24 protein-coding genes are annotated in these 22,410 nt (G+C 63.9%); 15 read left to right on the plus strand and 9 right to left on the minus strand.

All coding sequences use genetic code 11. The features are described 5' to 3' along the window. Positions 1 to 101 precede the first annotated feature (101 nt). The 3 genes from IWX88_RS03875 (at position 102) to IWX88_RS03885 (ending at position 2,923) form a co-directional block, all read left to right on the plus strand. Entirely contained in the window at positions 102 to 575 is a 474-nt protein-coding gene (locus IWX88_RS03875) for a hypothetical protein (protein WP_196827334.1), read from the plus strand. Between the two features lie 180 nt (positions 576 to 755). Then, positions 756 to 2,438 (plus strand): energy-dependent translational throttle protein EttA, encoded by a 1,683-nt coding sequence (gene ettA / locus IWX88_RS03880; RefSeq protein WP_196827336.1) that lies wholly within the window; start codon positions 756 to 758, stop codon positions 2,436 to 2,438. 5 nt (positions 2,439 to 2,443) lie between these two features. Beyond that, the gene (locus IWX88_RS03885; RefSeq protein ID WP_196827338.1) at positions 2,444 to 2,923 is read left to right on the plus strand and encodes a thioesterase family protein; all 480 of its coding nucleotides are present in this window, start codon (positions 2,444 to 2,446) and stop codon (positions 2,921 to 2,923) included. Positions 2,924 to 3,032: 109 nt separating this feature from the next. Here IWX88_RS03885 and IWX88_RS03890 read toward each other — a convergent pair whose 3' ends face one another. Further along, entirely contained in the window at positions 3,033 to 3,485 is a 453-nt protein-coding gene (locus IWX88_RS03890; RefSeq protein WP_196827340.1) for a ubiquinol-cytochrome c reductase iron-sulfur subunit, read from the minus strand. A gap of 228 nt (positions 3,486 to 3,713) precedes the next feature. Between IWX88_RS03890 and IWX88_RS03895 the strand changes: the two genes are divergently transcribed. Further along, entirely contained in the window at positions 3,714 to 4,259 is a 546-nt protein-coding gene (locus tag IWX88_RS03895) for a hypothetical protein (protein ID WP_196827342.1), read from the plus strand. Here IWX88_RS03895 and IWX88_RS03900 read toward each other — a convergent pair. Next, positions 4,256 to 5,128: an acyl-CoA thioesterase II gene (locus tag IWX88_RS03900; RefSeq protein WP_196827344.1), complete on the minus strand. Its 873-nt coding sequence runs from the start codon at positions 5,126 to 5,128 to the stop codon at positions 4,256 to 4,258. The genes IWX88_RS03895 and IWX88_RS03900 overlap by 4 nt on opposite strands. A gap of 69 nt (positions 5,129 to 5,197) precedes the next feature. Here IWX88_RS03900 and IWX88_RS03905 point away from each other — a divergent pair, with 69 nt between their 5' ends. Beyond that, positions 5,198 to 5,890, plus strand: coding sequence for a hypothetical protein (locus tag IWX88_RS03905; protein WP_196827346.1), 693 nt, complete (start codon positions 5,198 to 5,200; stop codon positions 5,888 to 5,890). Between the two features lie 98 nt (positions 5,891 to 5,988). On the opposite strand, the gene IWX88_RS03910 is transcribed toward IWX88_RS03905, so the two are convergent. Further along, the gene (locus IWX88_RS03910) at positions 5,989 to 6,576 is read right to left on the minus strand and encodes a TetR/AcrR family transcriptional regulator (RefSeq protein ID WP_231368753.1); all 588 of its coding nucleotides are present in this window, start codon (positions 6,574 to 6,576) and stop codon (positions 5,989 to 5,991) included. A gap of 160 nt (positions 6,577 to 6,736) precedes the next feature. Between IWX88_RS03910 and IWX88_RS03915 the strand changes: the two genes are divergently transcribed. Genes IWX88_RS03915 through IWX88_RS03925 form a run of 3 tightly spaced genes read left to right on the plus strand, consistent with a single transcriptional unit; the run spans position 6,737 to position 9,216 of the window. Next, positions 6,737 to 7,900, plus strand: a complete 1,164-nt coding sequence (locus IWX88_RS03915) for an acyl-CoA dehydrogenase family protein (RefSeq protein ID WP_196827350.1) — start codon at positions 6,737 to 6,739, stop codon at positions 7,898 to 7,900. A gap of 3 nt (positions 7,901 to 7,903) precedes the next feature. Continuing rightward, a complete protein-coding gene (locus IWX88_RS03920) occupies positions 7,904 to 8,389 on the plus strand; it encodes a MaoC family dehydratase (protein ID WP_196827352.1) in 486 nt (161 codons plus the stop codon). Then, complete coding sequence (locus tag IWX88_RS03925) at positions 8,386 to 9,216, plus strand: CoA ester lyase (protein ID WP_196827354.1); 831 nt, start codon at positions 8,386 to 8,388, stop codon at positions 9,214 to 9,216. The genes IWX88_RS03920 and IWX88_RS03925 overlap by 4 nt, the downstream gene beginning before the upstream one ends. Positions 9,217 to 9,262: 46 nt before the next feature. Here the strand turns inward: IWX88_RS03925 and IWX88_RS03930 are convergent, their stop codons facing one another. From IWX88_RS03930 to IWX88_RS03955, 6 genes are all read right to left on the minus strand, one after another. After that, positions 9,263 to 9,706 carry a globin gene (locus IWX88_RS03930; protein WP_196827356.1) on the minus strand — a complete coding sequence of 148 codons (444 nt, stop codon included), beginning with the start codon at positions 9,704 to 9,706 and terminating at the stop codon, positions 9,263 to 9,265. Continuing rightward, a complete protein-coding gene (locus IWX88_RS03935) occupies positions 9,703 to 10,719 on the minus strand; it encodes a mechanosensitive ion channel family protein (RefSeq protein WP_231368754.1) in 1,017 nt (338 codons plus the stop codon). Before IWX88_RS03935 ends, IWX88_RS03930 begins: the two co-directional genes overlap by 4 nt. A gap of 139 nt (positions 10,720 to 10,858) precedes the next feature. Next, complete coding sequence (locus IWX88_RS03940; RefSeq protein ID WP_196827358.1) at positions 10,859 to 11,707, minus strand: ABC transporter permease; 849 nt, start codon at positions 11,705 to 11,707, stop codon at positions 10,859 to 10,861. Continuing rightward, positions 11,704 to 12,618, minus strand: a complete 915-nt coding sequence (locus IWX88_RS03945; protein WP_196827361.1) for an ATP-binding cassette domain-containing protein — start codon at positions 12,616 to 12,618, stop codon at positions 11,704 to 11,706. Before IWX88_RS03945 ends, IWX88_RS03940 begins: the two co-directional genes overlap by 4 nt. Positions 12,619 to 12,822: 204 nt before the next feature. Then, the gene (gene pepN / locus IWX88_RS03950; protein WP_196827363.1) at positions 12,823 to 15,360 is read right to left on the minus strand and encodes an aminopeptidase N; all 2,538 of its coding nucleotides are present in this window, start codon (positions 15,358 to 15,360) and stop codon (positions 12,823 to 12,825) included. 55 nt (positions 15,361 to 15,415) lie between these two features. Next, entirely contained in the window at positions 15,416 to 16,003 is a 588-nt protein-coding gene (locus tag IWX88_RS03955; protein WP_196827365.1) for a hypothetical protein, read from the minus strand. 183 nt (positions 16,004 to 16,186) lie between these two features. Here IWX88_RS03955 and IWX88_RS03960 point away from each other — a divergent pair, with 183 nt between their 5' ends. From IWX88_RS03960 to IWX88_RS03990, 7 genes are all read left to right on the plus strand, one after another. Beyond that, on the plus strand, positions 16,187 to 16,810 hold the full coding sequence (locus IWX88_RS03960) for a DsbA family protein (RefSeq protein ID WP_196827367.1): 624 nt from the start codon (positions 16,187 to 16,189) through the stop codon (positions 16,808 to 16,810). Between the two features lie 25 nt (positions 16,811 to 16,835). Further along, entirely contained in the window at positions 16,836 to 18,260 is a 1,425-nt protein-coding gene (locus tag IWX88_RS03965; RefSeq protein ID WP_196827369.1) for an FAD-binding oxidoreductase, read from the plus strand. A 112-nt stretch (positions 18,261 to 18,372) separates the two neighbouring features. Further along, a complete protein-coding gene (locus IWX88_RS03970; RefSeq protein WP_196827371.1) occupies positions 18,373 to 18,954 on the plus strand; it encodes a hypothetical protein in 582 nt (193 codons plus the stop codon). A gap of 45 nt (positions 18,955 to 18,999) precedes the next feature. After that, the gene (locus IWX88_RS03975) at positions 19,000 to 19,485 is read left to right on the plus strand and encodes a ribose-5-phosphate isomerase (protein ID WP_196827373.1); all 486 of its coding nucleotides are present in this window, start codon (positions 19,000 to 19,002) and stop codon (positions 19,483 to 19,485) included. Positions 19,486 to 19,487: 2 nt separating this feature from the next. Next, entirely contained in the window at positions 19,488 to 20,462 is a 975-nt protein-coding gene (locus tag IWX88_RS03980) for a DNA-formamidopyrimidine glycosylase family protein (RefSeq protein WP_196827375.1), read from the plus strand. 57 nt (positions 20,463 to 20,519) lie between these two features. Then, entirely contained in the window at positions 20,520 to 20,939 is a 420-nt protein-coding gene (locus IWX88_RS03985) for an FMN-binding negative transcriptional regulator (RefSeq protein ID WP_196827377.1), read from the plus strand. Continuing rightward, the gene (locus tag IWX88_RS03990; protein WP_196827379.1) at positions 20,936 to 22,405 is read left to right on the plus strand and encodes an amidohydrolase; all 1,470 of its coding nucleotides are present in this window, start codon (positions 20,936 to 20,938) and stop codon (positions 22,403 to 22,405) included. The genes IWX88_RS03985 and IWX88_RS03990 overlap by 4 nt, the downstream gene beginning before the upstream one ends. Positions 22,406 to 22,410 lie beyond the last annotated feature (5 nt).

Raw genomic sequence — 22,410 nt, forward strand, 5'->3', positions numbered from 1 at the left:
GGTTAGCGGCCACTAACTGAAAAGTCGAGGACGGCGCGGTCACATGAATTAGAATTCACCCGGGCATTCGCCCTGTAGGCGAGCCACTGGAGGTCGATCGGATGCCAGCCACTCGCCGTTTCACGGTCAGTGCAGGCTTTCTTGCACTCGGAGTTGTGCTCGTGGGCTGCACGTCACCATCACCGACACCAACATCTTCGACATCTGCTGGTCCCCGTTCGACGGCGACGGCGACCCCGGTCCCGGTAGCGGGTTTTCTTCCCGGCGGCACTGCCCAGGCCAACAAGCCGTGGTTCGACGCGGTGAACACAAAGCTCTTCGCGGCCGGCGCATCAGCCAATGGCCGCGCGATCATCGACTCGCTCGTCACCGCCGGTTTCGATAAAGCAGCGATGCAGGTAACCCCGGATAAGACCTCTATCAAGGGCGAAGTGGACTCGATCCTGTTCTCGGTGAAGATCGGTGACTCGTGCCTGCTCGGGCAACACGGCGGAGGCGGCTACAGCAGCGCGGTCGAAGCGGCGCTGAAGAGTGGACTCTGCCTGATTGGGAAGACCCGCTCGATCGACTGGTAGCGGTTGTGCAGACAGTGGTTACGCAGTCAGTGGTTACGCAGACAGTGGTGGCCCAGAGCGGAGATTCTCGCGACACGCCGAGTCACCGCGTGCCGATCCCGGCGTGTCCTCAGAGACGCCGCCCCGACCAGCGCGTCACCGGGCGAAGCTGGCTCCGGCACACCAGCCTAAACTTGTCCCATGGCCGAATTTATATACTCGATGGTCCGCGCCCGCAAAGCGGTCGGCGACAAGCTCATCCTCGACGACGTCACGATGTCGTTCTTTCCCGGTGCCAAGATCGGCGTCGTTGGGCCGAACGGCGCGGGTAAGTCGACGATCCTCAAGATCATGGCTGGCCTCGACACGCCGAGCAACGGTGAAGCGCGCCTGAGTCCCGGTTACACCGTCGGCATCCTGATGCAGGAGCCAGAGCTTGACGAGACGAAGACCGTGCTCGAGAACGTGCAGGAGGGGGTCGGCCCGATCAAGGCCAAGGTCGATCGGTTCAACGAGGTCTCCGCCGCGATGGCGGACCCCGATGCCGACTTCGATTCGCTGCTTGCCGAGATGGGCACACTGCAGGAGGCGATCGACGCCGCCGATGCATGGGACCTCGATTCCCAGCTCGAACAGGCGATGGATGCCCTGCGCACGCCGCCCGGGGATGCCTCGGTCGCGAACCTCTCCGGTGGAGAGAAGCGCCGCGTTGCGCTCACCAAGCTGCTGCTGCAGAAGCCGGATCTGCTGCTTCTCGACGAACCAACCAACCACCTCGACGCCGAGAGTGTGCTCTGGCTCGAACAGCATCTTGCCCAGTACCACGGCGCCGTGCTCGCCGTCACTCATGACCGGTACTTTCTCGACCATGTGGCCGAATGGATCGCCGAGGTCGACCGTGGGCACCTCTACCCCTATGAGGGCAACTACTCGACTTACCTCGAGAAGAAGGGTGCGCGCCTCGAAGTTCAGGGCAAAAAGGACGCGAAACTTGCCAAGCGATTGACGTCTGAACTCGAGTGGGTGCGGTCAAATGCGAAGGGTCGTCAGGTCAAGTCGAAGGCGCGTCTTGCCCGCTACGAGGAAATGGCAACGGAGGCCGAGAAGACCAGGAAGCTCGATTTCGAGGAGCTGGTCATCCCGATCGGTCCGCGTCTCGGCGCCCAGGTGATCGATGCCAAGAAGCTCGAAAAGGGCTTCGACGGACGCATGCTTATCAACGGCCTGAGTTTCACTCTTCCGCGCAACGGTATCGTCGGTGTGATCGGGCCGAACGGAGTCGGAAAGACCACTCTGTTCAAGACCATTACCGGCCTCGAACCGCTCGATGGTGGTGACCTGAGGATCGGCGAGACCGTCGACATCTCCTACGTCGACCAGGACCGCGGTGGCATCGACCCGACGAAGACTCTGTGGGAGGTCGTGTCCGATGGGCAGGACTACATCCAGGTCGGCAAGACCGAGATCCCGTCCCGCGGCTATGTGTCGCAGTTCGGGTTCAAGGGACCCGACCAGCAAAAGAAGGCTGGCGTACTCTCCGGTGGTGAGCGCAACCGGCTCAACCTCGCTCTCACTCTCAAGCAGGGCGGCAATCTGCTCCTGCTCGACGAACCGACCAATGACCTGGACGTCGAAACGCTGGGCAGCCTCGAAAACGCGCTGCTCGAGTTTCCCGGGTGTGCGGTGGTCATCACTCACGATCGGTGGTTCCTCGACCGCATCGCCACGCACATCCTTGCCTATGAAGGCACCGAAGCGAACCCCGGTAACTGGCACTGGTTTGAGGGCAATTTCGAGTCGTACGAGGAAAACAAGATCCAACGCCTCGGACCGGATGCCGCCAAACCGCACCGCTCGGCGTACCGCAAGCTCACCCGGGACTGACGCCCGTGGCACGGCTGCACATTCCGACGGTGCTGCGCTGGGGTGATCTTGACGCCTACGGGCACGTGAACAACGTCGAAATTCTGCGCCTGCTCGAAGAAGCGCGGGTGAAGGCGCTGTGGGTTCCCGACGACGAATCGGAGCGCCCAGACAGCCCGCCGAGCGCGGTGCTGGATGCCCGGCTCGGGTCACCGACTCTGAGCATCATTGCGCGCACCGAGATCGAGTACCTCGCGACGATCGAATACCGCCGCAGCCCACTCGACATCCAACTGTGGATCGGCCGACTCGGTGGTGCCGACATCGATGTGTGCTTCGAGATCTGGTCGCCAGTCGGTGTGGAGCCGGCGGAGTTGTACTCCCGTGCGACCACCAGGGTCGTGCTCTGTGACTCACAGACCATGAGCCCGCGGCGACTGAGCCCCACGGAACGCACGGCGTGGAAGTCGTTGGTCGAAGCGCCGCTACTGTTCACGCGCCGGTGAGGTTTTTTCGAGAGTGTGGCCGACTGGGGCTTTCACCGAAGCATCCGTTCCAGACCCCGCAGTACGCTCGCTGAACGGGAAAGGGCCTACCCGCCGATCCCGACTCCGATTAGACCGTTACAACAGCGTCCCCGGATACCTTGACCTTGATCGGAGTCAGGCCCGTTACGGCTGGCCCGTTGATCACAGCCCCGGTCTCCGCGTTAAACCTGGATCCGTGGCAGGGGCAGGCGTATTGCTTTCCCGCAGCGCCCACGGCACACCCCTGGTGCGGGCACACCGCATTGAAGCAAACGACGTTGCCCGCGGTGGGTTGGGCAAGAACCACCGGGACATCCCCGATTTTGGATACCTTGGAGCCTCCCACGGGAATGTCGGACAGCTTGATGACCTCGGTTCCGGTCGCAGCGGTGGGCGCGCTCGGTGCCGAACCCGACCCGTCTCCCGATCCCCCCGTTGCGGGCGAGCTGCATGCGGCAAGTGCGAGTACTCCCGCCCCGGCGATAGTGGCGCTCCCGGCGCTGATGAGAGCGCGGCGGGTGAGGGGCGTTGGTACGGTCATGGATGATTCCTTCGCAGGTTGGCAGTGACGATCCAAATCCTGACACCCTTACCCTCGCGCCCGGCACCGATTCGGGCCAAACCGACTGGGAATGAACCGTGAGGGCTCGGTGTGCGGTGTCGCTCACGATGTGGAACCACGATGGATCGAATGCGTGAGCTCGGAGGCATCCGTAACACCCGCCGCATGCATCGCCATCGATTGCTTCCTAGAATTGACAGGCGGGTAATGAGCCCGCGACGAGGGCAGGAGCGGATGATCGATCCGGACACACTCACCACAACTGTTCGTACTCTGCTCGCGCGCACCATCGACCGGCTCGAAACGATGGACGCCCCGGACGAAGCAATCGCGACCCTCCGGCCGGCCCGTCGCGTCGGTTTCATTCCACGTCCCGCAGCCCTTGATCCTGTCGGGCGGGCGTGGCGGCTCGGGGTGTTGCTTCTCGATCGGGACAGTCGGCTGTTCGCCATCGGGGGTATCACCCGAGCCATCGAGCTGACCCACGAGACCGTGTATATGAACGCGGAGGCGCTCTATCGCCGGTCGCTGCGGGTTGCCGCCACACGCGGTGGTTTCGCGCTCGGCGACGCGGTGAATTTCGATGTCATTCAGATTGCCCTGGATGTCAGCAGTCTGTCTTCAGGGTCCGGACCGCTGTCGCTGAGTGGTGGCACAGTGATGGTGCGCTGGGCCGCCGGGGTGGGAGATCAGGGCCTTGCAAACCTCGAGACGTACTTCAAGGAACGCATGGATATTCTCGCCGGTGATTAATCGCGGCGTGGCACCCGCACCATTCCCTCCTGGGCAACGCTGGCGAGCAACACGCCCTCACGGCTGAAGATGCGCCCGTGGGATAGTCCACGACCGCCGGTGGCATTGGGTGATTCCTGTACATAGAGCATCCACTCGTCAACCCGGCCGAAGCGGTGAAACCACATGGCGTGGTCGAGGCTCGCGGCCTTGAGTCCCGGCGTTGACCAAGCCACCCCGTGGCGGCGGAAAATCGGCTCCAGAATCGAGTAATCACTCGCGTAGGCAAGCGCGGCGCGGTGCAGGTTGGGGTCATCCGGTAGTCGGCCGGTGGCGGTAAACCACACGGCCTGGTGGGCGACATGAGGTCCATCGACGGCGAGGAATACGGGGGAGGGCACATGCCGCATGTCGAACGGACGACCCATCGCCCACTGCTTCGCGATTGGATGTTCGATACCGGCGAGCACCTCGGCAGCGGTGGGCAGATCCTCCGGCTGCGGCAGGTCCGTGGGCATTTCGACCTGGTGCTCGAGGCCGTCATCAAAATCCTGGAATGACGCGATCATCGACAGGATCGGGAGACCGGACTGGTAGGCCTGCGTGCGCCGGGTGGAGAACGAGCGGCCGTCGTGGATGCGATCAACCGAGAAGGTGATGGGCAATTCGATGTTGCCCGGGCGCAGGAAATAGCCGTGCAACGAGTGAATGATGCGTTCCTCGGGGAGAGTGCGCTGCGCAGCGACAACTGATTGGGCGAGCACCTGCCCGCCGAACACCCGTCCGAGGGCTGACCATTGGCTCTGGCCGAGGAATACGTCTTCGCTGGTGCGGGCATGAGTATCGGTGAGGTCGAGCACCGAGAGGAGGTCGATCAATGGGTCAGTCATGGTCTTCTCCCGTGCTCCGGTGATCACGCGGCAACGAGAACCCTGACGCTCCTATAGTTTAGAGAGCAGATGAGCCAGACATTTTCCCTTGTTGACTCCCTCTCCCTTGGCGACCTGCAGGTATTCCTCAGTCGCGCCCAGCGCGTAGAGGACGGTTCCGTGCGCCTGATTGCCGGTTCGGGGGTGCTCGCGGTCTACGTCGCCGTGCTGGTGCCGGCGGGGCTGCTCGACCAGAGCCCGACAGTGCTGGGGTTGCGTACTTTCGCGCTGGCAGCAGCGGATGTCACGGTGCCGGACTCCTTCGACGCCGTTGTGCCGGTGCGCTCCCTACTCGAACGCCTCAACCGGCTGCAGAGCGGGATCATCGACCCCACCGCAGCGGTCACCGTGAGCTTGCCGATGCAGGTCAACACGGTCACCTGGGCCGCGATCTCGCCACCGCGGGGCGGATGGAAAGCGCTCGAGTCGGTGGAGGCATCCGTGCTCGAAGCGGTCGCAAGATCGGGCATCGATGAGGTTGCCGCCGCGGTACCGACCGGCATCGGAGAGCAGCTCGTGCACCGAGTGCGCTCCGAGGTATGGGGCCAGCCAATCACCGGGTTCGAATATGTGCCAGCCGGGGCGGCCTTCGCCGGACTGTCACTGGGGTTTCTCGGTGGCGAAGAACCCATCCGCATCTACGAGACCGGACCATGGACTCGCCTTACCTCGCCGCGCGGGCACATTCTGGTGAAGCGTCGAGCCTGGAGCCTGCAGCGCTGATCGATCACTCGTGCCTGCTCAACCTGGTTGAGGCGGAACAGGCTGTCGAGGCGGAACAGGCTGTAGAGGCGGAACAGACACCCCGTCGGCAGGTGGTTTCAGGCGCGAAGGCCCGCCCATGCCATCGCTTCGAGAATCTGGCCGGTGCCCGCGGAATGACCGCTGTGGGGTGTCGAGTTGATGAGCCCGAAGGCCGCGTGCGCCTTCACTCGCAGCGCCGCGGCTGAGGTCTCGGGATTCAGACGCGCAAGTACGCCGACCCACAGCTCGACGTAGTTGCGCTGCAGCGCGCGCACCTGGCGTTGTTCGGGATCGGCGAGGCTTTCGAGGTCGCGATCCTGCACGCGAATGACGTTGGCATTTGCCATCGCGAAGGCCACGTGGAAGGTTACGAGGGCGCGCAGGGAGACCGCGGCATCCGTTTCTTCATCAATTACGGTCGAGCCGCCGTCGAAGAGGCCCTGGCTCACATCGGTGAGCAGCGCGGCGAGCACGGACTGCTTGCCAGGGAAATGCCGGTAGACGGCCGGGCCGCTTACTCCGGCGGCGGATCCGAGATCCTCCATTGACACCCGGTCGAAGCCGCGCTCGGCGAACAGTCGGGCGGCTGCAGCGAGAAGAGCGCGGCGGCGGTCTGCCTTGGCTCGCGCCCGCGGGGTTTCCGGAATGTCGGTTGCCACAGCCATCCGCACCCTTTCGGTCATTGGATTCACACCCTACTGTAGACAATCCAGTTAATCATCACTAACCTAATTGAGTTAGCAGCGCCTCACCCAGCGACAAAATTAGACCAAGCACCTGAACCCTATTACCGATCCGCATCACTGAACTGTCAACGGAGACACCATGAACTTTGACCTCACCGATGACCAGCAGCGAGTGAGCGATCTCGTGCGCGAGTTCGCCGACCGGGTGGTGGCGCCAGTGGCGGCGAAGCACGACGCCGAGCACAGCTTCCCCTATGAGGTCGTGTCCCAGATGGCCGACCTCGGCCTTTTCGGCCTGCCGTTTCCCACCGAACTCGGCGGACAGGGTAAGGACTACTTCACGCTCTGCCTCGCCGTCGAACAGCTCGGCCGGGTCGACCAGAGCGTCGGCGTCACACTCGAGGCGGGAGTCGGACTCGGCGCCATGCCGGTCTTCCGCCGGGGTACCGATGCACAGCGGGAGGAGTGGATGCCCCAGCTCGCGAGCGGGCGGGCACTCGCCGGATTCGGACTCACCGAGGCCGATGCCGGGTCGGATGCCGCCGGTACCAAGACCACCGCAGAGCTCATCGACGGCGAATGGGTGATCAACGGCACCAAGCAGTTCATCACCAACTCCGGCACTGACATCACGCGGCTCGTGACGATCACGGCCGTCACCGGGGAGTCCACCCGCGCAGACGGCTCGATCAAGAAGGAGCTCTCCGCGATCCTCGTACCGACACCGATTGCTGGTTTCACCGTCGAGCCGAGCTACGACAAAGTGGGATGGCACGCGAGTGACACGCATCCGCTCACCCTTCGGGATGTGCGGGTTCCCGAAGCCAATCTGCTCGGCGAGCGTGGCCGCGGCTTTGCCAACTTCGTGCAAACCCTCGACGAGGGACGCATCGCCGTCGCAGCCCTCGCCACCGGCGCCGCCCAGGGTTGCCTTGACGAGTCTGTACGGTACGCCAAATCGCGCAACGTGTTCGGGCGCAGCATCGGGTCAAACCAATTCATCTCTTTCAAGATCGCGCGGATGCAGGCCCGGGTGCACACCGCCCGCCTCGCCTACTACGACGCCGCACGCCGCATGCACGCCGGGGTACCGTTCAAGGCGCAGGCCTCGATTGCGAAGATGGTGGCGGGGGAGGCCGCGATGGACAACGCCAGGGACGCCACCCAGATTTTCGGTGGATATGGCTTCCTCAACGAGAATCCGGTCGCAAGGCAGTACCGTGACTCGAAGATCCTCGAAATCGGCGAAGGGACCACCGAAGTGCAACTCATGGTGATCGCGCGAGACCTCGGATTCGCGTAACCGATGGACGAGCCGCATCGGGATATCCTGCAACGCGGGCTCTGGTTTGAGGAGTTCGAGGTGGGTGCGCGCTATCTGCATCGGCCGGGCCGCACCGTGACCGAAGCCGATAACGTGCTTTTCACGACTCTCACGATGAACACCCAGGCCCTGCATCTCGATGCCGCGTTCGCCGCAACGCAACCCTTCGGCCAGCGCCTCATCAACTCCATGTTCACACTGTCGACGCTGGTGGGGAGCTCTGTGGCGCAACTTACTCAGGGCACTCTGGTCGCAAATCTCGGCTTCGGTGAGGTGACCTTCCCCGCGCCGCTCTTTGTCGGCGACACTCTGTATTCCTCTACGGTCGTCGAGGAGAAGAGACTGTCGAAGTCGCGCCCGGGCCAGGGCCTCGTGGTGTTGCGTCATGTTGGGCGCAACCAGGATGATTCGATCGTGGCGAGCGCCGTGCGCACAACATTGGTCTGGTGCGAGAAGATCGAGGAATGACATTTGACCTCGGCCCGGCCCTGCTGTTCTGCCCGGCGGACCGCCCTGACCGATACGCGAAAGCCGCAGAACGGGCGGATGCGGTGATTCTCGACCTCGAGGACGCCGTTGCGCCGGAAGACAAGGCCGCGGCGCGCGAGGCGCTGGTCGCCCACCGCCTGGATCCGGCATCCACCATCGTGAGAGTGAACGCGGTGGACTCCGGCCACCTTGCCGCGGATCTTGCGGCTGTCGCGCGCACCGAGTATCGACTTCTCATGCTCGCCAAGAGCGAATCTGCCGAGCAGGTCGCGTTGCTGGCGGGGTTCGAGGTGATTGCACTGTGCGAGACAGCGGTCGGCATCGTGAATGTTGCATCGATCGCGGCCGCTGCCGGGGTGGTTGCGGTGATGTGGGGTGGAGAAGACCTGATTGCATCCCTGGGAGGCACGTCAAGCCGCCACGACGACGGTCGCTATCGGGCAGTCGCGTCGCACGCCCGTTCGAGCATGCTTCTCGCCGCAGGTGCCGCGGGCCGGGCGGCAATCGACTCGGTTTATGTCGATATTCCCGATCTCTCGGGGCTTGCACTCGAGGTGCTGGATGCCCGGGGCAGCGGATTCACGGCGACGGCGTGTATCCACCCGAGCCAGGTCGACGTGATCCGGGATGCCTACCGCCCGACGCCAGAGGAGGTCTCCCTCGCGACGGCCATGCTCGACGCCGCGGAGGGGGAACGCGGAGTGTTCCGCTTCGACGGGAAAATGGTGGATGAGCCGGTGCTTCGGCATGCCCGAGCAACGCTCATCCGGGCTGGGCTCGCTGTTCGAACACCGCTGGTCGAGTAGCGCCCCCGGGGCGTGTGTCGAGACTGTCGCGTGTCAAGACCCCGAGCTACTCGCCGAAGGTGTTGACCATCGCGTGCGCGGCGCGGTCGAGGTAGTCCCAGAGTGTTGCGTCGTCAAGCGGGGAAAGGTGGAGGGTGTCCACGGCAGCGCGCATGTGGCGCAGCCAGCGGTCGCGGGCATCCGGATTCACTCGGAACGGTATGTGGCGAGCGCGAAGCCGAGGATGGCCGCGCACTTCGGAGTAGGTGCCTGGCCCACCCCAGTACTGCTCGAGAAACCCAGTGAGACGCTGTATCGCCCCCTCGAGATCGGGCTGCTCCGGATACATCGGCATCAACACTTCGTCGGTACGAATTCCGTCGTAGAACGCGCGAACCAGTTGTTCGAAGGTGGCATGACCACCGATTTTTTCGTAGAAGCTGCCGATTACAGCCTCGCTCGAGCGCAGTTCAATGGGATTGACCTGGCCGGCCGGGTCGTCTGTTGTCATGGGTGTGGCTTCCCCGTTTGTTTGAGCCCAACGCCGTTCGGTCCGGCGGTCGATGCCACCGGGTCCGGTGCCGTGCGCGGGCCAGCGGTCTCCCCGCCCCCCTTGTAGGCGACGACAACGCTATTGAGGGAGGGCAGTCGGATACCCGTGCTGTCGATATCGACCTTGATCCGAGCTCGCAGTTCGCGCGCCACGTCGTACTGCGCGCCCGGCCGGGTCTTCATTACCAGACGGATCACGATGGCTTCCGCCGAGAGGGATTCGATTCCCCAGATCTCCGGGTGCTCGAGGATGCGGCCCCGCCACTCGGGATCAGCTGCCATCTCGGTGGCGCTGTTGAGCATGACCTCCCGCATGGCCGTTACATCGGTGTCGTAAGGTACAGGGAGGTCGATGATCACGCGCGACCAGCCCTGCGACATGTTGCCGACCCGGATAATCTCGCCGTTGCGAACGAACCAGACTGTGCCGCTCACGTCGCGGATCTGGGTGATGCGGATACCGACAGTCTCGACGACGCCGGTCGCTGGACCAAGGTCCACGATATCGCCGACGCCCAGTTGGTCCTCGGCCACCATGAACAGGCCGTTCAGCACGTCTTTCACGATGTTCTGCGCGCCGAAGCCGAGCCCGGCGCCGAGTGCTGCTGTGATGAGCGCGAACGAGCCGAGAATCGTCGAGTCGATCCTCGTGATGACCAAGAGCCCGGCCACTATGACGAGCACGACCGCCACGATGTTGTTGAGAACGCTGCCAAGGGTGCGGGTGCGCTGCACGACGCGCACGGCGCTCAGCGGCGAGATGATCAGCGCCTGCGTATCCTCGACGTTCTGGCGCTTCTTCACACCGCTGACGATGCGCTTCACCACACGGTCGATCGCGAATCGCAGCACGATCCGCGCCACGACGGCGACCACAATGATGAGGATCACCTGCACGAATGTGATCTTGTAGACGTCTTGAACGATCGCCCAGAAGGCATCCCATCCATTGATCGTTACCGCAGTCATCATGGTCCCCAAGTTTACCGGAGGCGGTCGTGCGGCCCCTATCCCGGGCGATCGCGGTCATTCCGGGCCGGCATGCCGACCCGGAGTGACCGAACTCGCCCGTTTTGCGTCAGGATGGCGCCGACGGAGGGCTGTTGCTGGGTCAGGCATCCCGCCGCTTGAGCAAGAGGCTGGCGATGATGCCGAAGAACAGCACCCAAGCAATCATCACGAGGAGGCCCTGCGCGGGATCGACCACGACCACGTCGGGGATGTTCGGCGCGGGGGTGGCCACGTAGCCATACATCCGCGTCCCCGCGCTGCTCGGGAGAAATTCGAGAACATTCTGAGCCCAGGATGCCCGGGTGACCGCGGCAAAGATCTGCACGACGATCGGGGCGACGATGATCAGTCCGAGTGCAGCCGAGATGCCGCCGGCACTGTTGCGAACTATCGTGCCGAGAAATAGCGCGATTAGTCCCGCCAGCGTCAGAAAGACAGCACCACCAGTGAGCGCGCTCCATGCTCTTCCGTCGGCCAGATCGATATTCAGGCCCCTGCTGTTGAGGATTAGCTGTGCGAGAAATGCCGCGGTGATGATGCTGGCGAGAGAGACCGCAAAAGTCACGACGCCAAACACCATGGCTTTGGAAAAGAGCGCGGAAAGTCGCTTCGGAACCGCGGTGAGCGTGGAGCGGATCATCCCAGTGCCGTATTCGCCCGTGATCACCAAGGCCCCGAGAACAGAGACGACCAACTGGCTGAAGGCGATGGCGATGGTGGCTGACTGCACCCAGTAGCCCTGGTCGAGCAGCGCTGTCGCGTCTGGCCGTTGCTGGAACGAGATGGCCAACAGCACTCCAAGGCCAATATTCAGGGTCGACATGATGACGTAGCACCACACCGTCGAGCGCAGCGAGGTGAGCTTGATCCACTCGGAGACCAGCAGGCCTCGAAAGCTGAGTCCCGAGCCATGCGCCGTGTATCTGGTCGTCGTGGTTGTCGTTGTCATCGTGCTACCTCTCCCGCGTGATATTCGACTTCGTCTTTTGTGAGGGCGAGGTAGGCGTCTTCGAGCGAACCGGACTGCGGTGAGAGCTCATGCAGAACAACACAGTTGCTCGCTGCGAGCTCTCCGATCATCGCCGCGGAGAGGCCGGTCACCTGTAGGAGGTGCGGTTCGCGATGCGCGATGGTGATGTCGGGCGCCGCGAGCAACGCACCGAAACGCTCGGCATCCGGAGTGCGCACCAGCACCGCGGTGCCGGTCGCGAGCGCCAGGATCTCGTTCACCGGAGCATCCGCGATGATGCGACCTCGCCCGAGCACGATGATGTGGTCTGCGGTCTGCGCCATCTCGCTCATCAGGTGCGACGAGAGAAATACGGTTCTGCCCTCGGAGGCGAGGAATCGAGCGAGGTTGCGCACCCAGATCACCCCTTCGGGGTCGAGGCCGTTCACCGGTTCATCGAGGATGAGTGTGGCCGGGTCACCGAGCAGAGCGGCAGCGATCCCGAGCCGCTGTCCCATTCCCAGTGAGAAGCCGCCCACGCGTTTGCGGGCGACCGATTCCAGTCCGGCGAGCGCAATCACCTCGTCGACGCGTGCGCGTCCGATGCTGTGTGTGGCAGCGAGGGCACGGAGATGATTGATCGCCGAGCGTCCGGTGTGCACCGCCTTAGCGTCGAGCAACACACCCACCTCGCGAAGCGGCGCCTTCAGGTCGGCATACCGCCTGCCATTGATCGTGATGGTGCCGCCTGACGGCCGGTCGAGTCCGACAGCGAGCCTCATGGTGGTGGATTTACCCGCGCCATTCGGCCCAAGAAATCCGGTGACCTGCCCCGGCTTCACCGAGAAGGTCACGTTGTCGACGGCGGTCTTCGAGCCATATCGTTTGGTCAGGCCGGTCGCTTCAATCACGAAATCATCCTCATGATTCGAGCCTAGTGACGGCGTCCCCCGACGAATCATCCGCCCGGGGGATATTGCTCACCGATCACAACACGGGCGGGTTCGGACATTCCGGGCCGGCGTGCCGACCCGGAATGTCCGTATTCGCCCGTAGTTCGCCCCTAGTTCGCGCGTAGAACCCGCGGCAGCACCACCGCCGGCCCAGTGCGCGGGCTACACGTCCTTGGACTGCACGGCCAGTGCGCGCTCGACTCCCGCGAGATTCTCGGTGACCAGCCGCCGCAGCGCCGGGATCGCCGGGTTGGCCGCGAGCCAGGCCTTCGTCGCATCCACCAGCACTACGGATGCCAGCGGCGCAGGGTACAGACCGACGATCATGTATTCCGCGATTGCATAGGACCGATTCGACCAGATGTCGTTGAGCGCAGCGAAATACGGCTCGACGAGCGGTTCGAGAACCGAGGGGTCGTTGACGTGCTGGAACCCGACGGTGACGTTGCGCACGATTGAGTTCGGCAGGGTATTGCTGCCGACGAGTGAGTCGAACGCGGCACGCTTGCCCTCCACCGTCGGGATCGTGGCGGATACCCGAGCCGCGGCCTGCTGACCGTTTGACGTGTTGTCGGCCGCGAGAGCCGCGTCGATCTCCGTCTGACCGGCGGCGCTGATAAGAACGAGACCGGCGAGGATCTCCCATCCGAGATCCGTGTCGATCTCCAGCCCTTGAAGCGGGGCCGAACCGTCGCGGAGCCCATTGAGAGTCGCCGCGTGCTCGGGGGTCGACGCATAGGCTGCGAAAAACTTCACGAACTGGAACTGGGCATCGGTACCGGCGGCGGCCTCCGTCGCCAGTGTCCACAGGGTGTCACCGACGCGGGTCAGCGTCTCGGTGCGGCGCGCCGGAGCCACGTACTGCTTGGTGACGAGGCCCAGCTGGCCGAGTGTGGTGCGGATGGTGGTTGACTCGCTCTCGCTCGCGATGTTGGCGAGGGCGAGGCGCACATAGTCACCCGCGGAGCTTTCGCCGTCGCGAGTGGCGTCCCACGCCGCTCCCCAGACGATCGCGCGTGCGAGCGGATTCTCGATCTGCGCGAGGTGATCGATCGCGACGGCGAGCGAGTCGGCATCGAGGCGGATCTTCGCGTAGGCGAGGTCGTCGTCGTTGAGTAACACCAGCGCCGGCTTCGTCGTGCCGACGAGTTCCGGCACCTCTGTGCGCACGCCGTCCACGTCGAGTTCCACCCGGTGCGTGCGCACGAGCGACCCGTCGAAGAGATCGTAGTAGCCGACGGCCAGACGGTGCGGGCGGATGGTCGGGTAATCGGCCACGGCCGACTGCACGATGGCGAACGAGGTGATGACGCCCGTCGCATCCGTCACGATCTCGGGTGTCAGCGTGTTGACACCAGCGGTCTCGAGCCAGAGCGCGGACCAGCCGCTGAGGTCACGGCCGCTGGTGATCTCGAGCTCGGCGAGCAAGTCACTCAGCTCCGTGTTGCCGTACTCATGCTTGGCGAAGTAGGCGGCGACCCCGGCGAAGAAGGCATCGATGCCAACCCAGGCCACGAGCTGCTTGAGTACCGATCCGCCCTTGGCGTAGGTGATGCCATCGAAGTTCACCTTGACGGCCTCGAGGTCCTCGATGGTCGCGACCACGGGATGCGTCGATGGCAGTTGGTCCTGGCGGTAGGCCCAGCTCTTCTCCATGGCTTGGAACGTGGTCCAGGCTTCGGTCCACTCGGTGGCCTCGGCCGTCGCGATGGTGGAGGCCCACTCTGCGAAGGATTCGTTAAGCCAGAGGTCATTCCACCACTTCATGGTGACGAGGTCGCCGAACCACATGTGCGCGAGTTCGTGCAGGATCGTGACGACCCGGCGCTCCTTGATCGCGTCGGTTACCTTCGAGCGGAACACATAGCTCTCGGTGAACGTGACCGCACCCGCGTTCTCCATCGCTCCGGCGTTGAACTCGGGCACGAACAGCTGGTCGTACTTCGCGAACGGGTAGGGGTATTGGAATTTCTCTTCGTAATACGCGAATCCCTGGCGGGTCTTTTTGAAGATGTAGTCCGCGTCGAGGTACTGGCTGAGCGACTTGCGAGAGAACAGACCGAGTGGGATGACGCGGCCGTCGCTGCTGGTCAGCTCAGATCGCACTACCTCATACGGGCCAGCGACGAGCGCCGTGACATAGGAAGAGAGGATCGGGGTGGTCTCGAACGCCCATGTGGCGGAATCCCCGCTGACGGCGGGCTCTGGCGTGGGTGAGTTGCTCACCATCTGCCACGCCGCAGGAGCCGTCACCGTAAAGCCGAAGGTGGCCTTGAGATCGGGCTGCTCGAACACCGCGAAGACGCGGCGGGAGTCCGGAACCTCGAACTGGGTGTAGAGGTAGACCTCATTGTCGACCGGGTCGACGAACCGGTGCAGGCCTTCGCCGGTATTGGTGTATTCGGCGTCGGCGACGACGGTGAGCTCATTGTGCGCAGCAAGATTTTGCAGTTGGATGCGGATGCCGTCGCTGACGGCCGCCGCGTCCAATTCGACACCGTTGAGGGTGACGGAGTGCACCGTGCGGGTGATTGCATCGATGAACGTTGATGATTCCACCGTCGCATCAAACTTGACGACGGTAGTGCTGCGAAAGGTCTCCGGCCCGGTCGTGAGGTCGAGTGTAACGTCATAGTGATCGACCGAGACGAGCGACTTACGCTCCTGGGCTTCGACGCGGGTAAGGTTCTCTCCAGGCAATTGCGGCTCCTTCGCTCAATGGATCATGTCCAAGAACGGAGTCTAGTTGCGGTCGTCAGGGCGCCGGCTGGAGTTCCCTGGCTGTCTGGTCGGCAGTGCGATCGCTGTTGATGCCGAAGTCTGCGATGGCTTGGGCAAGTAACTCGCGCAGGCGGTCATCCGGATCCTGTATGCAGGCATCCGCAATTCCCACTACCGCCGTGCGGATGATCGCGTCGCTCATCAGGGGTATCGACCGGGGGTTCAGCACGCCAGCCGCCGCGAGGAACTCGGCGGCCCAGACACCCGCTCCGGGGGTGTCATCGAGGGCGCGGCGGATCATCGATCGGCTGGTGCTCGATTCACTCTCGCCGAATCCGGCCAGGATGTCATCGCAGCGCAGCAATCCCGCTGCGAGGGCGCGCTGGCGGCCCTCGCTCGCGACCGGCAGCGCAGCGCTCGCAGCGCGCGCAGCAACACGGATGCCCGTGATCGTGCCTTCGCCGGTGAGGCCGATCACCGCGGGGATGAGGATGACCAGCCGGCCGCGCGCTGCGTCCGACGTGCAGTCGTTGATCATTCTGGCGAGAGAGCCGAGCGCCGGATCGGTGCAGGAGGGGCGATCGCTCCAGGGCTCGCCAGCAAGGTAAGAGGCGTATTCCATGAAGCAGGCACCTCGACGGGCGGTGCGGTGTTTGCCTCGGGACAGGACCGGAAGCAGTGCAGGTGTTGTTCGCATGAGGGCCTTCCACGACGCTCGAAATATTCTCTTCTGAGTGTGCGCCTCGATCGAGCGCGAATCCAGACCCAGTTCGCGTTTTCAGGGGACTCGGATATCTTTCGAAGCATGACTGTTTCCCCCACGCCCCCGACCGCCGTCGACTTCTGGTTTGACCCATCGTGCCCGTGGGCCTGGATGACCAGCCGCTGGCTCGACGAGGTCGTCACCCTGCGCAACCTCGATGTGAGCTGGCACGTGATGAGCCTTGCCGTACTCAACGAAAACGCAACCGATCTGCCCGAACGGTTCACTGAGTTCCTGCCCCGGGCACTGCGCTACACACGCCTGGTCGCGGCGGTCACCGAACTGCACGGCCAGTCTGCAGTGAAGCCCCTGTACGACGCGCTCGGTGCGCGCATCCATCCCGGCGACCGCACCGACACCGACGCGATCATCGCCGAGTCGCTTGCCGAGACCGGACTGCCCGCCTCGCTCGCCCAGTTCGCCGACTCCGAGCAATACGATCCGCAGATGCGGGCATCCCACTCGGATGGAATAGAGCGGGTGGGACAGGATGTCGGTACCCCCGTTATCGCGGTTGGTGGCTACGCCTTCTTCGGCCCGGTGATCGCGCCAGCGCCGAGGGGCGAACAGGCAGCCACGCTGTGGGATGGCGTGGTCGCGTTAGCCAGCTACGACGGGTTCTTCGAGATCAAGCGGTCCCGCACTCGGGGTCCGATCTTCGACTGAACACACGGATCGCTAGTGTTGCTCCATGTCCAGCACCGTTTTCGAACGATCGATACCTGACGCGCGCATCATCACCGAATCGCTTGCGGATGCTCGGCTCGCGCCGTTCTGGCTTGATGATCTCGGCGCGCGTGCGGTCTACCCTCGACATTCTGGCACCGTGCGCTACGACCTTGCGGTAGTCGGTGCTGGCTACACCGGACTGTGGACCGCGCTGCAGGCGGTCGAGCGAGATCCGAGCGCGCGGGTGATCGTGCTCGAGGCGAAGACGATCGGCTGGGCGGCATCCGGACGCAACGGTGGGTTCTGTGAGGCGTCGCTCACCCATGGCGAGGCCAATGGGCTCGCCCGTTTTCCCCGCGAGCTCGAACAGCTCGACCGGCTCGGCACGGAGAACCTCGACGAGATCGCCGCGACCGTGGCGCGTCTAGGACTCGACTGTGACTTCGAACGCACCGGGTCGCTGGCAGTCGCGACCGAGCCATATCAAGTAGCGGAGCTCGCCGCAGCGCACGACGGCGATGGCGAGCTGTACTACGACGCCGAGGGCATCCGCTCCCTGGTCAATTCGCCGACCTACCAGGGCGGGTTGTGGAGCACGCGCGCGACCGCCCTTGTGCATCCCGGGAAACTGGCCGCGGAGCTCGCCAGGGCGTGCGTAGAGGCTGGAGTCGACATCCGCGAGAACTCACCGGTGCGAGGCATTGACAGTGAGCTGCCAACCGGTGTTGTGACCCTCACCACCGATGGTGGTTTCGTGAACGCTGAGCGGATCGCGCTCGCCACCAACGCCTTCCCGTCCCTGCTCAAGAGGTATCGCCTGCACACCGTGCCGGTATACGACTACGTGCTCATGACCGAACCGCTCACGGATGCGCAGCTCGACTCCATCGGCTGGCAGGGGCGACAGGGAATTGCCGACCTGGCCAACCAGTTTCACTACTACCGGTTGAGCGCCGACAACCGCATTCTGTGGGGAGGCTACGACGCGGTCTACCACTTCGGCGGACGCATCCGCCCCTCCTACGATGACCGGCCGCAGTCATTCCAGAGGCTTGCGAGCCACTTCTTTACGACTTTCCCCCAGCTCGAAGGCGTGAAGTTCAGCCATCGCTGGGGTGGCGTCATCGATACCAGCACGCGGTTTTGTGCCTTCTTCGGACTCGCTCGCCGCGGTCGGGTTGCCTATGCCGCCGGTTTCACCGGACTGGGCGTCGGCGCGAGCCGGTTCGCCGCGAACGTGATGCTCGACCGCCTATCCGGCGAATCGACTGAACGAACCGAACTCGAAATGGTGCGCTCGATACCCCTCCCATTTCCCCCGGAGCCAGTGGCCTTCGCCGGTGTGCAGGCCACGAAGTGGGCACTGGACCGGGCCGACCACAATGGCGGGCGTCGCAACCTGCTTCTGAAGACACTGGATGCCGTTGGGCTCGGGTTCGACTCGTAAGTCATCGACTCCTAAAGTGTCGACCGCGGAGGTCTGGCCCGCGGAGGTCTGGACCGCGGAGGTCTGGCCCGCGGATGTCTCGACTGTCGGCTGCTCGCAGTAGCGTGTTGCCATGAACGAACAGGATCTCTTTCTCATGTCTGATGCGGCTCTGCGGGAGGTGATCGACATGATCGATTCCGACCAGTTGGCTCTCGCCGTTCCGGCGGACTGGTCGCGCAAGCCCGACGCCACTCTTCGCGACATCCTCGCCCATCATGCCTTCGACGAGGCCTGGGTCCCGGACGTACTCGCCGGCCACACGGCGTCGGAGGTCGGTACCGGGCATGACGGCGACCTGCTCGGCGATGACCCGATCGGTAATTACGGGGATATCAATGACGCGGCGACCGAGGCCGTCACTGACAACATCGACCTGTCCCGCATCGTTCACCTGAGCTACGGTGACTATTCAGTCGGTAACTACCTGATTCATGCCAGCACGTACCGTGCATTTCAGGCCTGGTCGATCGCGAAGTTCATCGGTCTCGACTACTCGCTACCCGATCCGCTCGTCGATGGACTGTGGGAGATCGTGGGGCCGCAGGTCGATGACTTCCGGGCGATGGGGGTCTTTCCGCCCCAGGTCACTGTGCGGGAGGATGCCGATGCGCAGATCCGCCTTCTTGCTCGGGTCGGGTACTGGGTTCCGTGACCTCACCGCACTTCGCTCGGCTCCCGATCACCTAAATTGGGAGGCATGCGCATCCACATCGCCACGGACCACGCCGGGCTCGAATTCAGCGACGATCTCCAGCACCATCTGCGGCAGGCTGGTCACGAAGTAGTGAATCACGGTCCGAAGATTTACGACGCGGTGGACGACTACCCGAGTTTTTGCATCAGCGCGGCTCACGGCACCGTTGTCGACCAGGACGCGGGCATAGAGGCCCTCGGAATCGTCTTCGGCGGCTCCGGAAACGGCGAGCAGATCGCGGCGAACAAGGTGGTCGGTGTCCGGGCCGCTCTGGTCTGGAATGTATCGACCGCTCTGCTCGCTCGCCAGCACAACGATGCAAACGTGATTGCGATCGGCGCACGGCAGCACAGCGTCGAGGAGGCAAAACTCTTTATCGATACGTTCATCGGGGAGCCGTTTTCGGGTGAGGAACGCCACGCTCGTCGCATCGCGCAACTCGCGGAGTACGAGGCCACCGGCGTGATCACTGGCCAGAAGGTGAACTGACCGTGCCAGAAGGCCATTCCGTCCACCGCATCGCTCGCCAATTCGCCCGACATTTTGTGGGGAAAGAGGCCGCAGTGTCATCCCCCCAGGGTCGCTTCGCCGACGGAGCCGTCCTGCTCGACGGACACACGATGATTGCCGCGCGCGCCGTTGGCAAGCAGATGTTCCTCGAGTTCGACAACCACCTGACGCTTCGGATCCACCTCGGGCTTTACGGAGCGTGGGATTTTGCGGGTGACTTCACCGCGGATGCCACCGTCGCAGCCGCTGACGGGCGAATGGGGCAGACCAATCAGCGCGGCACGCTCCTTGATTTAGATGCTGACGGCTCTCGGCCGAGTATCGGCGCCCCGCGGCGACGGCGGCTGCGTATGTCGGAACAGGATGTGCTCAGCGATGAGCCGACCGTCTTCCCGCACGAGCCGGTCGGGGCTGTTCGCGTTCGTCTGCTCACCCGAGACACCGTCGCCGACCTGCGCGGCCCGACTGCGTGCGAGGTGCAGACGCCTGAACAGGTGGATGTTTCGCTCGCCAAGCTCGGTCCCGATCCGCTCGTCGACGACCAAGCCGTCAGCGAAGAGCGTTTTGTCAGCGTCATCCGTAAGAAGCCGACCCCCATCGCCCTGCTGCTCATGGACCAGAAGGTTGTCAGCGGCATCGGCAATGTCTATCGAGCCGAACTGCTGTTTCGAGCCAGACTCAACCCGCACACCCCTGGCAAGCTCGTGCCGGAGGAGACAGTGCGCGCCCTCTGGCAGGACTGGTGTTACCTGCTTCCGATCGGCGTGAAGACCGGCCAAATGCTGACACGAGACGGGCTCACCCCTGCCGGCAAGCGCAAGGCACTGACGCGTCGGATCGACCGGCACTGGGTCTACCACCGCGAGGGATTGCCCTGTCGGCTCTGCGGCGCGAACATAGTGCTGGAGGAGCTCGGAGGCCGGAAGTTGTATTGGTGCCCGAACGACCAGGCCTGACTAAGAGACACCGCTCGCTGAGCCGTTCGCCCGCCCCGCCTGAAGCACAATAGACGAATGCGTTACACGCCTCACTATCTTCTTAATGATCCGGACGAAGTCAAGCGGCTGATCCGCGAAAATCCGTGGGCGACGATCGTCTCCTCTACCTCGAACGGAATCGTCGCCTCGCACTACCCCGAGCTGCTCCCCGAGGAGGAGAACTTCGACATACTCGGCCACCTCGTCGATCACTTCGAACAGCGAATGCCGCAGCCGATGTCGCTGCAGATCGACGAGTCCGCTGCCCGTCACATCGCCACCGGCACAGTCGGCCTCCGGCTTCGGGTCAGCCGATTCGACGTTCGGCTCAAGCTGAGCCAGAACCGGGATCCCGCGGTCGTCGAGCGAATTGTCGGACATCTCGAGGCTGATGGCCCCTACTCCAGCGCGCCTCTCGCCGCGGAGATGCGACGTGCGCATGCGGTTGCGCCGTGACCGGGTTGGTGTTGCGCAACGGTCGTATCGACGGGGGAGACCCGGTCGATCTCCTCATCGATGATGGCGTTGTCGTGCAGATTGGCATCGGGCTCACGTGCGATCGGTCGATCGATCTCGAGGGCCGTCATGTCGTGCCCGGGCTCTGGGACGACCATGTGCATCTCAGCCAGCACGCTCTCGCGCAGCATCGAGTGGATGTCTCGGCGGCCGGTTCCGCCTCCGAAGCCGCAGCGATCATGGCAGCAGCGGCAATGGTGCGGCCACCCGAGCCGGGGCTGCCGCTGGTGGGTGTGGGTTTCCGTGACGGTCTGTGGCCCGATTCCCCGACCGCGACTGTGCTCAATGCAGTGACCGGCGTCTTGCCGACCGTGCTGATCAGTGCTGATCTGCACTGCTGCTGGCTCAACACTGCGGCGCTCGACCGATTCGGTGTCGGTGCGCATCCGACCGGGATCTTGCGGGAGGACGATGCCTTTCGCATCACAGAATCTCTGCGCGACGTGCCGGAGAGCGTTCTCGACGGCTGGGTTGCTGACGCTGCCAGAACCGCCGCATCCCGCGGAGTGGTCGGGGTCGTGGACTTCGAGATGGCCGACAACCTCGCGGTCTGGTCACGGCGCATTGCGGCCGGATCGAACTCTCTGCGGATTGCGGCGGGGATCTACACCGAACACGTCGACGCCGCGATTGCGGCCGGACATCGCACCGGGCAAATCATCCCAGGAACTCAGGGCCTGCTCGCGGTCGGTCCATTCAAAATTCTCATCGATGGATCGCTCAACACCCGCACTGCCTTCTGTGTTGACGAATATCCCGGACTCGAAGGGCAGCACCACTCCCACGGCATGCTCACCGTGTCACCGGATGCGCTCGTGCCGGTGCTGCGGCGAGTGTCGGACGCGGGTCTGCTGCCTGCCGTTCACGCTATCGGCGACGACGCCAACCGGATAGCCCTCGATGCTTTTGAGACGGTCGGATGTCGCGGACGTATCGAGCACGCGCAGTTGCTGCGCGACGCGGATCTTCCCAGGTTCGCCGCACTCGGGGTTGTGGCGAGTGTGCAGCCGGAGCAGGCGATGGATGATCGCGATGTCGCCGACCGCTACTGGGCGGGTCGTACCTCCCGCGCTTTTGCGCTGCGGAGCCTGCTCGACGCCGGCGCGACCGTCGTACTCGGGTCGGATGCCCCGGTCGCACCACCCGACCCGTGGATCACGATCGCGGCGGCTGTTGTACGCACGCGAGACGGCCTCGAGGCGTGGCATCCGGAGCAGTCGATCACCGCAGTGGAAGCGATCGCGGCATCCGCTCACGGACGGTACCGGGTGGCTGCCGGCGATTTTGCAGATTTGTGTGTCGTTGAGAGGGATCCACTGACAGCTACTGGCAGTGAATTGCGGGCGATGCCGGTGGCTGCGACCCTCATCGCCGGCCGGTTCACCCACAACTCACTGACCGCATAGCCGGG

Source organism: Frigoribacterium sp. CG_9.8, from assembly GCF_015751965.1.
Taxonomy (GTDB): Bacteria; Actinomycetota; Actinomycetes; order Actinomycetales; family Microbacteriaceae; genus Lacisediminihabitans.

Coding starts and splice junctions, on each gene's coding strand:
- IWX88_RS03875 (WP_196827334.1), top strand. CDS start 102: ATGCCAGCCACTCGCCGTTTCACGGTCAGTGCAGGCTTTCTTGCACTC.
- ettA (WP_196827336.1), top strand. CDS start 756: ATGGCCGAATTTATATACTCGATGGTCCGCGCCCGCAAAGCGGTCGGC.
- IWX88_RS03890 (WP_196827340.1), bottom strand. CDS start 3,485: ATGACCGTACCAACGCCCCTCACCCGCCGCGCTCTCATCAGCGCCGGG.
- IWX88_RS03895 (WP_196827342.1), top strand. CDS start 3,714: ATGAGCCCGCGACGAGGGCAGGAGCGGATGATCGATCCGGACACACTC.
- IWX88_RS03900 (WP_196827344.1), bottom strand. CDS start 5,128: ATGACTGACCCATTGATCGACCTCCTCTCGGTGCTCGACCTCACCGAT.
- IWX88_RS03905 (WP_196827346.1), top strand. CDS start 5,198: ATGAGCCAGACATTTTCCCTTGTTGACTCCCTCTCCCTTGGCGACCTG.
- IWX88_RS03910 (WP_231368753.1), bottom strand. CDS start 6,576: ATGGCTGTGGCAACCGACATTCCGGAAACCCCGCGGGCGCGAGCCAAG.
- IWX88_RS03915 (WP_196827350.1), top strand. CDS start 6,737: ATGAACTTTGACCTCACCGATGACCAGCAGCGAGTGAGCGATCTCGTG.
- IWX88_RS03920 (WP_196827352.1), top strand. CDS start 7,904: ATGGACGAGCCGCATCGGGATATCCTGCAACGCGGGCTCTGGTTTGAG.
- IWX88_RS03925 (WP_196827354.1), top strand. CDS start 8,386: ATGACATTTGACCTCGGCCCGGCCCTGCTGTTCTGCCCGGCGGACCGC.
- IWX88_RS03930 (WP_196827356.1), bottom strand. CDS start 9,706: ATGACAACAGACGACCCGGCCGGCCAGGTCAATCCCATTGAACTGCGC.
- IWX88_RS03935 (WP_231368754.1), bottom strand. CDS start 10,719: ATGATGACTGCGGTAACGATCAATGGATGGGATGCCTTCTGGGCGATC.
- IWX88_RS03940 (WP_196827358.1), bottom strand. CDS start 11,707: ATGACAACGACAACCACGACGACCAGATACACGGCGCATGGCTCGGGA.
- IWX88_RS03955 (WP_196827365.1), bottom strand. CDS start 16,003: ATGGAATACGCCTCTTACCTTGCTGGCGAGCCCTGGAGCGATCGCCCC.
- IWX88_RS03960 (WP_196827367.1), top strand. CDS start 16,187: ATGACTGTTTCCCCCACGCCCCCGACCGCCGTCGACTTCTGGTTTGAC.
- IWX88_RS03965 (WP_196827369.1), top strand. CDS start 16,836: ATGTCCAGCACCGTTTTCGAACGATCGATACCTGACGCGCGCATCATC.
- IWX88_RS03970 (WP_196827371.1), top strand. CDS start 18,373: ATGAACGAACAGGATCTCTTTCTCATGTCTGATGCGGCTCTGCGGGAG.
- IWX88_RS03975 (WP_196827373.1), top strand. CDS start 19,000: ATGCGCATCCACATCGCCACGGACCACGCCGGGCTCGAATTCAGCGAC.
- IWX88_RS03985 (WP_196827377.1), top strand. CDS start 20,520: ATGCGTTACACGCCTCACTATCTTCTTAATGATCCGGACGAAGTCAAG.